This window comes from Bacillota bacterium, assembly GCA_018818595.1.
Classification (GTDB): domain Bacteria; phylum Bacillota_I; class Bacilli_A; order Izemoplasmatales; family Hujiaoplasmataceae; genus JAHIRM01.
This window is the reverse complement of sequence record JAHIRM010000005.1, coordinates 45,722-59,358: the sequence shown is the minus strand read 5'-3', so window position 1 is coordinate 59,358 and position 13,637 is coordinate 45,722. Positions and strand designations below refer to the sequence as shown.

Genomic DNA, 13,637 nt, shown 5'->3' with positions numbered 1-13,637 from the left:
AGAACAGATATGAAATCACTTCGATTTGAAACAAAAGCCGTCAATGATGCAACTGTCAAGTTTGCAGCAAACGAGCTAAGAGTAAACAAAGATTATATTGACCTCCAAATTGTTGAAGAAAAACGTGGAATTTTACGTTTAAATACAACATACATTGTTGAAGCAATTGTTAAATTTGATGTAGTCAAAGATTCAATAAATTACATCAAATCGATTCTTAAGGACATGGAAATTGAAGCAATTGTTGAAGCAAAACCAGGAGAAGAAAAACAAATTACTTTTCTAATTGACGCAAATGAAAACCCAATTTTAATTGGTAAAAATGGAAAAACATTAGATGCCATTCAAACGTTGCTAAAGAATTATATCAATATCTATACAGATGAATACTATATGGTTTTGGTTGATGTTGGTGGATACAAAGAACAACGAAAAAAACAATTAGAAATTTTAGCAACTAAGACAGCGAAAGAAGTTGCTAGAACAAGAATTTCGGCTAGATTAGGCAAAATGAACGCCTATGAAAGAAGAGTAATTCATACAAAATTAGCAGATTGGCGTGATGTCGCAACGGAATCTGAAGGCGAAGAACCAAATCGTTACGTTGTGATAAAACCTAGACACAAGTAAAATGTTACAATTAATTGTTGGATTAGGAAATCCGGGGAAAAAATATGAAAAATCAAAACACAATGTCGGGTTTATGTGTTTGGATACCTATGCCAAAATAAGTCATCTTAAATTTACAAAAGAAGGTAAGTTTCAAGCTGAAATTACTCAAAAAAACCAAACAATTTTATTGAAACCAAAAACGTTTATGAATTTATCTGGAAATGCAGTAAAATTGGTTGCAGATTATTATAAAATACCATCAGAAAATATTTTGATAATTTCTGATGATGTTGATTTACCTCTTGCTAAGATTAGACTACGAGAAACAGGAGGATCAGGAGGACATAATGGATTAAAATCTATTATTTCTCAACTGGGTACCGAAAACTTTAAAAGATGTAGAATCGGTATTGATCGAGATGATTCTGTGGAAACCAAAGAACACGTTTTAAGTCTATTTTCTAAAGCCGAAATGAAAGCAATGGTTGATTTACAGCTAACAACATCACAATTAATTGAAGACTTTGTACTAGAACAATCTTTTGATGTATTAATGAACAAATATAATATTAAATAGTGAAAGCCGCTCGAAAGAGCGGCTTTATTTTTAATTTATTTCTTATTTTTGAAGAATTATAAATCCATAAGGTGGAAGAGTAATGGATTTATCTAAATTCATTTCAACCTGATTGAATACATCAAAAACAGCAGATTGTTTTAAAGGAAAAGGGAGAGCAACGGTTTTATTTTCTTGGTTATTATTTATAATAAAATACAATTTATTTTTTTGATAAATTAAAATATTATCTTCAGTATAATGCCAAGTTACATCAACTAGTTTCATATCTGGATATTGGTTTCTCAGCACAATAATTCTTTTAAAGAAAGAAAACAAGTCTTTGTTTTGAAGAGAACTATCCCATATCATACATCTTCTTGAATCTGGGTCATCTTTACCTTCTAAACCAATCTCATCTCCATAATAAATAGATGGAGAACCGCAAAAACTAAAGATAAATAGATAACATAATTTAACTAGTTCTTGATCGTTGTTACAACGAGTAAATATTCTCATTGTATCGTGTGAATCAACAAGATTAAACATATTTATTGATACGTTCTTTGGATATCGAAGTAACAAATTATTTATTTGATATTTAAATGTTTTGGCATCAATGACTTTTGAAATCTTTTGTTTTCCAAAAAATTGCCAAATAGGATAACTGATTTCGTAATTCATAACCGCATCTAATTGATCCCCTCTTAGCCAAGGGGTTGAATCGTCCCAATTTTCTCCAAGAATGTAGATAGAAGGTTTAATAGCCTTCACAGTAGTTCTGAATTTTCTCCAAAAAGAGTGACTTACTTCATTTGAAACATCTAATCTCCAACCGTCAATATCAAACTCTTTTATCCAATAAGAGGCTACCTTTAATAAATACTCTTCCATTAATGGATTAGACGTATTTAATTTTGGCATATTTGGAGTAAAACCAAAGGTTCTATATTTTGGTTTAAAATTATGAAGAAGAGGTCGACCAAATTCGTTAAGCGCAAAGTCAATAAAATTTTCATCTTCTATGAAAAAGCAATCCCAGTAAGGAGAATTACGTTTGTTCTTTATTACATCTTGAAAGAATGGATGTCCAAAGCCACAGTGGTTAAATACAGCGTCTAACATAACTTTAATACCGGCCTTATGACATTCTTTAACCAAAAGATAAAAGTCGTCATTCGTGCCAAAAGAAGGATCTATTAAGAAGTAATCTTCTGTATCATATTTATGAGCGGTATATGCTTTGAAAATTGGAGTGAAATAGATTCCTGAGATTCCTAGATTTTTTAAATAAGGGATCTTTTCTATGACACCAAGTAAATTTCCTCCAAAGAACATATTGTTTTGAATTCCATCTTTAATTGAACCAAAAGGAATATAATTATCAGAAGAGTTATCACTTTTATTAAAGCGATCAAGAAAAATTTGATACCAAACAGTATCTTTTGTCCATGTCGGGGAATCAATCAAATCCTCTTTATTTATGTACGGATAATTAAAGTAACCAAACAAATCATAGATGAACTCTTGATCTTTCATTAAATCGATTTTTTCTATGCTTCTACAACCATAAAAATACACATCATTATTATTGTAAATTAAAAAAGCATATTTGCTTCTCTTGGTAGGGACGCAAACCTCTAGAAAATAATAGTCAAAAAATTCTGTGGAGTAGGAAGGTTGCATTTCTTTGAAAGAAAACGACCTTCCACCCCAAGTGTATACTCCATCTTTTTGATACCATTCAAAAGGGTCTCCAATAATTAGCTCGACCTTTGAAATATCGTTTTTTGCGGTGCGCAGATAAATATGTAAATGAGTTTCATCGATTGCATAGGCCATTTGGCTTTTTGGTAGATGCAAAATTGCTTCAAAAATCATAGGTATAATCTCCCTTATATTCGTTGTATATATTGTACCACGTTTTTATATAATTTCAATATGCGTATTTAATACTTTAATCATTAAGGGTTTATTATACTGAATTGCAGAGTTTTATTCGCCTTTTTTACCGAAAATAATGTATAATATAAGATAATACATTTATTAGAAAAATTAAAGCACAATACAAAGCGTTAAAATAGAAAGGAACATAAATTATGTATGCAATTATAACCGGAGCATCAAGTGGAATAGGAAAAGAAATAGCTTTTGAATTAGCTAAGAGAGAAATTAATTTAGTATTGGTTGCCAGAAGAACCGATTTGTTGGAACAACTAAAAAAAGAAATTGAATCAACCTATCAAGTAAAAGTTGTTGTTAAAAGTTTGGATCTAAGCAATAAAGAAAATTGCTTTCTTTTGCATAAAGAAACACTTCAGTATTATCCTGAAATATTTATAAATAATGCAGGGTTTGGGAAGGTTGGGTTTTTCAGTGATGTTCCCTTAGAAATAGAATTATCAATGATAGATTTAAATATTCAGGCGGTACATATATTAACTAAATTGTATTCTCAAACAATGGAAAAAGGAATCATCTTAAACGTAAGCAGTATGGCGGCTTTTTTATCGACACCATTTTTATCGACTTATGCAGCTACTAAAGCATATGTGCTTCACCTTAGCGAAGCAGTAAATTATGAACTAAAAAAACAAAACAAAGACGTAAGAGTTTTAACGCTTTGCCCAGGACCCGTTGCAACAGAGTTTGGAAAAGTTGCAGAAGCTACGATGTCGCTTAAGGGAATGACCGCAAAAAGATGCGCAAGCATTGCAGTAAAAGGCATCTTCAAAAAGAAACGAATTATTATTCCTGGAGCTCAAATGAAATTAATACATTTTCTAGTTAAAATCATTCCAACATCCTTAATTTTAGCGATTTCCTATAGAATACAAAACCAAAAAAAAATGAAATAGATTAAGTTTGTAATAGAGTTAAGCAATAAATAATGATACCCTGGCGAGTTCTTGAACTCGCTAAAAGTGCGTGAGGTGATAGAGTGAAAAAAGCAATAGAATTCATTTCAAAGAATTTAACTTATCAGGCAATTCAAAAAGAATTACATTTAAAAACAAACAAGATTCATATTCAAAATACTACGGAAGAATCTAGTTTACTTTTTGTGATTTCAAAATTTTTACAAGAATCATCTTCCATATTTGTGGTTGCACCAAACTTATACAGAGCTCAAATTATTTACGATAAATTATATCAAACTCTTGGAAACAAGCAAGTTGATTTTTTTCCTCAAGACGAATTTATTACAAGCGAAATGTTGGTTTCGTCGGTTGAATTTAAAGTTGAAAGAATTAATACCATCAAAGATATTTTAACAAAAAACAAAAGAATTATCGTTACTCATCTTCCGGGATTGCTAAAACCACAAATGAGATTAGAAGATTGGAAAACCGCCATATTTAGGCTTGTAACAAAAGAGCAACATTCTATATCTAGGTTATCAGAAACACTAATAGAATATGGATATATAAAAGAATACACCGTTGAAAAGCCAGGGGATTTTAGCGTAAGAGGCGGAATCGTTGATATATTTCCTTTTGGAGAAAAACAGCCTTTTCGGATTGATTTCTTTGGAGATCAAATCGAAAAAATTAAAGTGTTTGATATTGAATCACAAAGGTCAATTAGTGTTGTAAATGAAATTACAATCATTCCAATGGTTGAATTCTTTTACGGGGAATCCGGTTTTTTAAAATTACAAAATATTATTTCTTCTAAACTAGAATCAGTATCTTTTTCGGATGAAGCAAAATCAAAAATATTTAGTGATTTAGAATCATTAAGAGAACATAGAGAGTTAGATCGTTTGACAAGGTATATCCCCTTTTTGACCGATACTCACGAAACAATTTTAGATTTTGTTCAGGATAAGTCGGTTTTCTTTTTTGATTACAATCGCATAAAAGAGCAATATTCCACTATGATTGACGATGTTACTGATTGGTATATGACAACCGATGATTATGTTAAAATGGATTTTTCTATGCTTTATAATTTTGATTGCATTCATTACGATCAAGGAGTTTTTTTCGATTTTCTTGAATACAAATATTCTGAAAACTTTGATAAAGCTTTTATCCTTCACGATAGAGATTCTTTTAAGTATGATGGGAATTTAACTTTATTATTTCAAGATTTGAAAGGATATATAAATAAAAAAACAACTATTATTTCTTTTCAGACACTTAAAGCAAGACAAAATTTTCAAGATTTGCTAGATGAAAACAATATTCACTTTCAATTAATTGGCAAGGAAGATTATCTTTTTTCAAATGAAATTAATCTTTTGGTATCTGATGAATATTTTGATTTGTATTCAGATACATTTGAACTTGTTATTATTACAGAACAAACCATACAAAAGAGGCAAACTTCAAAGAAAAAAGGAAGTTATATTTCTGTTTATGAAAATAGTAAAAGACTGTCATCAATTAGTGATTTAAAATTAGGCGATTATATCGTTCATTATGATTATGGAATTGGAAAATTTTTGGAAATAAAAACGATGGAATTAGGAAATACAAAAAACGATTACATTCATATCGAATACCGAGATGGAGACAAACTCTATATCCCAATAGAATCTTTTCAACAAATTCAAAAATATGCAGGAAGCGAAGGGTTTGTTCCGAGATTAAGTAAATTAGGCGGTACAGATTGGGCCAAGACAAAACAAAGAGTTAGATCCAAAGCAAAAGATATTGCAGATAAATTAATTAAATTGTACGCCTTAAGAGAACAAGCTAAAGGCTTTGCATTTCTTCCAAACGACAATTTAGAAGATGATTTTGAAAACGACTTCCCATTTGAAGAGACAAAAGATCAAACTACAGCTATTGAAGAAGTTTTAAATGATATGTCCTCAATTAAGCCCATGGACAGATTGCTTTGTGGAGATGTAGGCTTTGGAAAAACAGAAGTTGCTTTAAGGGCAGCTTTTCGAGCGGTGTTAAATAATAAACAAGTCGCATACCTTGCGCCTACTACCGTATTATCAAAACAACACTTTCACACATTTGTGGATCGAATGGAAAAATATGGAGTTAACGTTGAATTATTAAATAGATTTATAACAAAAAAACATCAAAAAGATATTTTAAATAGACTAAAACTAGGATCAGTAGATGTTTTAATAGGGACTCATCGAATTTTGAGCAAAGACATACTATTTAAAGATTTAGGATTATTAATCATCGATGAAGAACAACGTTTCGGCGTAGAACACAAAGAAATAGTTAAAGAAATGAAAGTAAACGTAGACGTGTTATCTCTGTCTGCCACCCCCATACCAAGAACACTTCAAATGGCCATAATGGGTGTAAAAAACATGTCTTTATTGGAAACGGCTCCAGAAAATAGATATCCAATTCAAACTTACGTTTTAGAACGAAACGATACAATCATTAAAGACGCAATAGAAAGAGAATTATCAAGAAAGGGACAAGTGTTTTATATCTACAATCGAATTGAAGACATTGAAAGAGTGGCCGCCAGAGTTCAAAAATTAGTTCCTGAAGCCAGAATTCAAATAGCCCATGGTCAAATGCACAAATTGAATTTAGAGCGCGTGATAGACGATTTCATTAGTCAAGAAATAGATGTATTAATATCCACAACCATCATTGAAACTGGAATTGATATTCCAAATGCAAATACATTAATTATTCACGACGCAGATCGATTAGGGCTTTCGCAATTATATCAAATTAGAGGCAGAGTTGGAAGAAGTAATCGAATAGCTTATGCATATCTAATGTATCAAAAAAGTAAAGTTTTAACCGAAGAAGCTGAAAAACGTTTAAAAGTTATTAAGGAATTTACAGAATTAGGTAGTGGATTTAAGATTGCTATAAGAGATTTATCTATTCGAGGAGCTGGAGATGTTCTTGGAAGCGAACAATCAGGGTTTATTGATTCGGTTGGAATTGATTTATATATGAAAATTCTTGAAGAAGAAATTCAAATTAAGCAAGGGCTTCCAGAAGATAAGATTACGGTACAAGGAGTTAAAGCAAAGGTATCAAAATTTATTGATGAAGAATACATAGAAGATGATTTTATTAAGATTGAAATGCACAGAAAAATCAATAATATTAAATCATCAAAGGATATAAAAGAATTGCTTAATGAATTTTCAGATCGATTTGGTAAATACGACAACGAACTTGAAATATACATGTATGAAAAATTATTTGAACATTTGACATCAGCCATAAAAATTGAAAAAATTATAGATGGTAAAACAAACGTAACATTAATTGTGTCAGAAGAAGGGACGAAATTACTTGCTGGAGATCGGCTATTTTCTTCGGGTATGGAAGTTTCAAAATTTATTCGATTTGCGTACAAAAAAGATCGAATTCATATTATATTAGACAAAATTAGTTTGGAAAAACATTGGCTATATACAATGGTAAATTTCCTTGAGAAAATTATGACATTTTACAACGAATAAGCAAAAAAAATAAAGCGCAGAAAATACTGCGCTTTTGTTATAAATTAAAAAGAAAAATATCCAAATTGTTTTAAACCAAAATCCAAAATAAGCATTGATAATTATATAATTATATTATATAATAGTATATATATATAAGTGAGTAATTTAGCTCCTAAAGAGGTTGAGACAATATGATGAAAATTATCAAAATTAACAGTCCTTTCATTACTTTGGGACAACTTTTAAAATACACAAATATAATTCAAAATGGAGGAGAAGTTAAATTCTATTTAATGGAAAACGACGTGTTTATTAACGGTGTTTTAGACGTCAGAAGAGGTAAGAAAATTTATCCAGGAGATATTGTAAAAATTAAACCCGATATTACTTTAAAAATCGAGTCAAAATTATGAAAATCAAAAAAATAACCCTAACCAATTTTCGAAATTATCAAAAGCAAACGATAGAGCTTGGTTCGGGTATTAATTTTATAATTGGAGCGAACGGTGAAGGAAAAACTAATTTTTTAGAAGCAATTTATTTTCTCGCCTTAGCAAAATCATATAAAGTCAACGATATTGACACACTTAAATACGGGGAAGATTTTGCAAAAATTCAAGCATCCATTGAAACGAATGATCGATTAGTTGAATTGACAATGATTGTTTCTGAAATGGGGAAAAAAGCATTGATCAACCAACAAGAAATGAAACGATTAAGCGAATACATTGGAAAATTAAATGTCGTTTCTTTTTTGCCAGAAGATATGAATTTAGTAAAAGGGTCTCCAAGAGAAAGAAGATATTTTATAGATTTATTTCTTGGTCAAATTGACAAAAACTACTTAAATAATCTAACAAAATATAAGTATATTTTAAGACAAAGAAATGAACTACTTAAAAAGATAGCCGAAGCTGAGAAAAAAGACGAAGTATTGTTAGATGTTCTCACAGAACAATTGGCAGAATCAGCGTATCTTATTATGGAACGCAGAGTCCAATTTATTCAAGAGATAAATGAATTAGCAAAAAAAATGTACTATAAATTATCTGAAAAAGAAGAATTATTTGAGATTCAATATCAACCTTCAATTCAAGGAGAGAAGATTAACTCGTTTTTAAAATCAAAGTATAAAACAGATATTTACTCGAAAATGACAAATTTCGGCCCACATAGAGATGATTATGATTTTTCTTTAGGAGAATATCTCGCAAAAAATCATGCGTCTCAAGGCGAACAAAGGATGATTGTTTTAGCATTAAATATGGCTCTTGGAGAAATGGTGTTTCTGTTAAAAAAAGAGCGTCCTATTTTTTTATTAGATGATGTCTTTTCCGAATTAGATGCAAAAAGGCAAAATAAATTAATAGATTATTTATTACAATCAAATGAACAAACCATTATTACCACAACGTCAATTAATGAAATTAAAGAAAACATCTTAAAACAAGCTAAAATATTTAAAGTAACACAGGGTTACATCAAGGAGGAAAGACAAAATGGTAAATAACAACTCAAAATATGATGCGAGTAACATTCAAATACTCGAAGGATTAGAAGCTGTTAAAAAAAGACCGGGAATGTATATTGGTACAACCGGGCCAAGAGGATTGCATCATTTGGTATGGGAAATTGTTGATAATGCCGTAGACGAAGCACTAGCCGGCTATGCAAATTCGATTAATGTTGAAATTCTTCCAGGAAATGTGATTTCTGTCAATGACAATGGTCGAGGAATTCCGGTAGATATTCATCCAAAATCCAAAAGGCCAACAGTGGAAACAGTATATACCGTACTTCACGCCGGTGGAAAATTTGATCACAATTCATACAAAGTATCGGGTGGATTACATGGCGTAGGAGCATCGGTTGTTAACGCTCTTAGCGAGTATATGAATTTAGAAATCCATAAAGATGGAAAAATATATACCATTGGATTTGATCACGGATTTGTAAAAAATGAATTGGAATGTATTGGAGACACAGATAAATCCGGGACAATAGTCACGTTTTTAGCAGATCCAGTTGTGTTTCAAGAGTCAAATGTATATGAATATGAAATATTGAGAACAAGAATTCAACAACTTGCTTTTTTAAACAAAGGAATTCAGTTTACAATTACAGATTCTAGAAATCCAGAAAATATAATTCATAAAGATTATCGTTATGAAGGGGGAGTGAAAGAATATGTCGAATTTCTAAACGTAGGGAAAGATAAATTACATGCTAATGTAGCTTATTTTGAAGGAGAACAAGAAGGAATTACCGTTGAAATTGCTATGCAATATAATGATGGATATTCTGCTAATATCTATCCGTTTACTAATAACATTACAAACCCTGAGGGCGGTACTCACGAAGAAGGGTTTAAAATGACGTTAACTAGAATTTTAAACAACTATGGAAAAAGCAATAATATATACAAAAAAGATGAATCCTTGTTGGGCGAAGATACTAGAGAGGGCTTAGTTGCCATAGTATCAGTTAAACATCCCGATCCTCAATTTGAAGGACAAACCAAATCAAAACTTGGATCAAGTGATGCAAGACGAGTTGTTTCAAATATTATGTCAGAAGGATTAGAACGCTTTTTGCTTGAAAATCCAAGTGCCGCAAGAATAATTTTAGAAAAAGCTTTAATGGCTCAAAGGGCAAGAATTGCTGCAAAAAAAGCCAGAGAAGCCACTAGAAGAAAATCCCCTTTAGACTCTTTGGGCTTTGCTTCAAAACTAGCTGATTGCAGAACTAAAGACGCAACAAGAGCAGAAATATACATTGTGGAAGGTGATTCTGCTGGAGGTTCAGCAAAACAAGGCAGAGACTCTGAAAATCAAGCAATTTTACCTTTAAGAGGAAAAGTGTTAAATGTTGAAAAAGCAAGGTTAGATAAAGCGTTACAAAACAAAGAAATATTATCTATGATTCAAGCTTTTGGTACTGGAATCGCAGAAGAATTTCAAATTGAGCAAGCTAGATATCATAAAATAATCATCATGACCGATGCTGATGTCGATGGAGCGCACATTAGAACATTGCTTTTAACCTTCTTCTTTAGATACATGCGTCAATTAATTGAAAAAGGGTATGTATATATAGCTCAACCACCTTTATACAAAATACAACAAGGAAAAACAATAGAATACGCTTATGAAGAAAAAGAATTAGAATTAATTCTTTCCAAAATGAGCGGGAAGCCCACGCTTCAAAGATATAAAGGACTAGGGGAAATGAATCCAGAGCAACTTTGGGAAACAACAATGGATCCACAAACTAGAACCTTGCTTCAAGTGCGGTTAGAAGACGCAATAGAAGCAGATCGTATTTTTTCTATGTTAATGGGTGATGACGTATTAAGTAGAAGAGAATTTATACAAGAAAACGCAGAATATGTGCGTAATTTAGATATATAAGGAGGCCGGCATGGAAGACAATATTAGTGTAGAAAAAGCAATGAATCAAGCAAATAAAGTTATTGAAATTAATATTAACAACGAAATGAAGAACTCTTTTTTAAGTTATGCAATGAGCGTTATCGTGTCAAGAGCCTTGCCAGATGTTAGAGATGGATTGAAACCCGTTCATAGACGAATTTTGTTTGGTATGGAAGAATTAGGAGTTACACCAGATAAACAATTTAAAAAATCGGCAAGAATTGTCGGAGATGTTATGGGTAAGTATCATCCTCATGGTGATACAGCGATTTATGATTCAATGGTAAGAATGGCCCAAGATTTTAGTTATAGGTATCCTCTTGTAAATGGACACGGGAATTTTGGTTCTATTGATGGTGATGGAGCTGCAGCAATGCGGTACACCGAAGCAAGAATGGAAAAAATTACCATTGAAATGTTAAAAGATTTAAAAAAAGATACAGTAGATTTTATTGATAATTATGATGGTTCTGAAAGAGAACCAAAGGTTTTGCCATCAAAAATACCTAATATCCTTGTGAATGGGGCTACAGGAATTGCTGTAGGTATGGCCACAAATATTCCTCCACACAATTTAACAGAAGTTATTGGAGGGTATATTGCTTATATTAAAAATCCCGAAATCACAACGGAAGAGTTAATGGAATATATAAAAGGCCCTGATTTTCCAACAGGAGGAATCATTTTAGGAGTTTCTGGTATTCGAGAAGCTTATGAAACCGGAAGAGGAATTATTCGAGTAAAAGCAAAAACAGATATCATCGAAATGGCATCTGGGAAAAAACAAATTATTATTAAAGAAATTCCATATCAAGTCAATAAAACAACTTTAATTGAAAGAATCGCTGAATTAGCGAAAGATAAAAAAATTGATGGAATTACTGATTTGCGTGACGAATCAAATCGAAACGGAATGAGGGTAGTGATGGAGTTAAGAAGAGATGTTAATCACGAAGTATTCTTAAATAACTTATATAAAAACTCTCAACTTCAAGTTTCATTTGGAATTAATATGCTTGCATTAGTTAATGACAAGCCAGAAACACTACCACTAAAAGATATCATTAGACACTATTTCAATCATCAAACCGAAGTGCTAATTCGTAAAACAAATTTCGATTTAAATAAAGCCGTCCAAAGAGAACATTTATTAAATGGATTTATTAAAGCGTTAGATAACATAGAAGAAGTTATCAAAATCATTCGAGATTCCTATGATGATACTGAACAAAGATTAATGACAATCTTTGAATTAAGCGAAGTTCAAGTAAAAGCTATTTTAGCTATGCAACTTCGAAGATTGTCAGGCTTAGAAAGAGATAAAATTCATTTAGAACTTGAAGAAATTGAAAAAGCCATAACTTACTATAATCAAGTATTATCTAACGTAGAATTACAACATCAAATTTTGATTGATGAAGCAACGGAAATTAATCAAAAATTTGGAGACGAAAGAAGAAGCGAGATTGATCCGTTTGGTGATTATGATATCGAAGACGAAGACTTAATCCCTGTAGAGGAAGTTATCATTGCTGTTACGACCAACGGCTACGTAAAACGAATGAATATCGATGTTTATAAATCACAAAACCGAGGCGGAAGAGGAAAAACAGGAATGAAGATGAACGAAGATGATGTCATTGATTCGATCATCTCAACCTCCACTCATGACTATTTATTATTCTTTACAACTCTTGGAAGAGTATACAAAATTAAAGGGTATAAAGTTCCAAATTACGGACGAAGTTCTAAAGGATTACCTATCGTTAATTTGCTTAATCTTGTTGAAGGAGAAAACCTTGCAGCAATTATGAGTATTAAGAATTTTGATGAAGGATATCTTTTCTTCACAACTGCAAAAGGTATCGTGAAAAGAACGAAAGTATCAGATTTCCAAAACATCAGGACAAACGGTATTCGCGCGATTTCCCTTAAAGATGATGATGCATTACATAACGTTAAATTAACAGACGGTCATAGAGATATCATCATAGGAGCTTCTAATGGAAAAGCCATTCGTTTTAACGAAACGGATGTAAGATATATGGGAAGAAATGCAGCAGGAGTGAAAGGAATTTGGTTATCAAATAACGAAGAAGTGATTGGTGTAACAACCGTAACAGATGAACGAAATGAAGTATTAGCTATAACCGAATTTGGTTATGGAAAAAGAACAATTGTGGATGAATATCGTCTTCAAGGACGAGGAGGTAAAGGCGTTAAAACCATTAACGTTACTGAAAAAAACGGACCTCTAAAAAAATTGATTAGTGTTGTTGGTGATGAAGATTTACTTGTCGTTACAGACAAAGGAATGATTATTCGAGTTCCGATAGATCAAATTGCTCAAACAAAAAGATCTACTCAGGGGGTTCGCATTATCAACTTATTAGATACGCATAAAGTAGCAACAATTGCAATTGTTCCTAAAGAAGAATTATGTGATGAATTTGATGAAAGCACAGAAGATATTCCGTGCGTTCAAGAAGAACCAAAGGAACAACCGGTTCAAATTAACATTGATGAAGTGGCAAAAGGATACAAACAATTCGCAGATCTTAAATTAGAAGATGAAGACAACGAAGAAGAAAATGATGATTCAGATCCGCTTGATGATATTTTAAGCGATAGCTATTAATCG

At 31.6% G+C, this 13,637-nt stretch carries 9 protein-coding genes; 8 read left to right on the top strand and 1 reads right to left on the bottom strand.

Translation table 11 applies throughout. The annotated features are described in order from the left end of the window. Positions 1 to 9 precede the first annotated feature (9 nt). Complete coding sequence (locus KJ971_01215) at positions 10 to 630, top strand: KH domain-containing protein (GenBank protein MBU1144461.1); 621 nt, start codon at positions 10 to 12, stop codon at positions 628 to 630. 1 nt (position 631) lies between these two features. After that, entirely contained in the window at positions 632 to 1,189 is a 558-nt protein-coding gene (pth, locus tag KJ971_01210; GenBank protein MBU1144460.1) for an aminoacyl-tRNA hydrolase, read from the top strand. A gap of 42 nt (positions 1,190 to 1,231) precedes the next feature. On the opposite strand, the gene KJ971_01205 is transcribed toward pth, so the two are convergent. Then, a complete protein-coding gene (locus KJ971_01205; GenBank protein ID MBU1144459.1) occupies positions 1,232 to 3,049 on the bottom strand; it encodes a glycoside hydrolase family 13 protein in 1,818 nt (605 codons plus the stop codon). 218 nt (positions 3,050 to 3,267) lie between these two features. Between KJ971_01205 and KJ971_01200 the strand changes: the two genes are divergently transcribed. The 6 genes from KJ971_01200 to gyrA all read left to right on the top strand — a co-directional run bounded on the left by KJ971_01200 (position 3,268) and on the right by gyrA (position 13,634). Continuing rightward, positions 3,268 to 4,026, top strand: coding sequence for an SDR family oxidoreductase (locus tag KJ971_01200; GenBank protein MBU1144458.1), 759 nt, complete (start codon positions 3,268 to 3,270; stop codon positions 4,024 to 4,026). Positions 4,027 to 4,109: 83 nt separating this feature from the next. Further along, the gene (gene mfd, locus KJ971_01195; protein MBU1144457.1) at positions 4,110 to 7,583 is read left to right on the top strand and encodes a transcription-repair coupling factor; all 3,474 of its coding nucleotides are present in this window, start codon (positions 4,110 to 4,112) and stop codon (positions 7,581 to 7,583) included. 173 nt (positions 7,584 to 7,756) lie between these two features. After that, positions 7,757 to 7,978, top strand: coding sequence for a S4 domain-containing protein YaaA (yaaA, locus tag KJ971_01190; GenBank protein MBU1144456.1), 222 nt, complete (start codon positions 7,757 to 7,759; stop codon positions 7,976 to 7,978). Next, positions 7,975 to 9,075: a DNA replication/repair protein RecF gene (recF, locus tag KJ971_01185; protein MBU1144455.1), complete on the top strand. Its 1,101-nt coding sequence runs from the start codon at positions 7,975 to 7,977 to the stop codon at positions 9,073 to 9,075. Before yaaA ends, recF begins: the two co-directional genes overlap by 4 nt. Further along, positions 9,065 to 10,975, top strand: a complete 1,911-nt coding sequence (gene gyrB, locus KJ971_01180; protein MBU1144454.1) for a DNA topoisomerase (ATP-hydrolyzing) subunit B — start codon at positions 9,065 to 9,067, stop codon at positions 10,973 to 10,975. Before recF ends, gyrB begins: the two co-directional genes overlap by 11 nt. A 40-nt stretch (positions 10,976 to 11,015) precedes the next feature. Beyond that, positions 11,016 to 13,634, top strand: a complete 2,619-nt coding sequence (gyrA, locus tag KJ971_01175; GenBank protein ID MBU1144453.1) for a DNA gyrase subunit A — start codon at positions 11,016 to 11,018, stop codon at positions 13,632 to 13,634. Positions 13,635 to 13,637 lie beyond the last annotated feature (3 nt).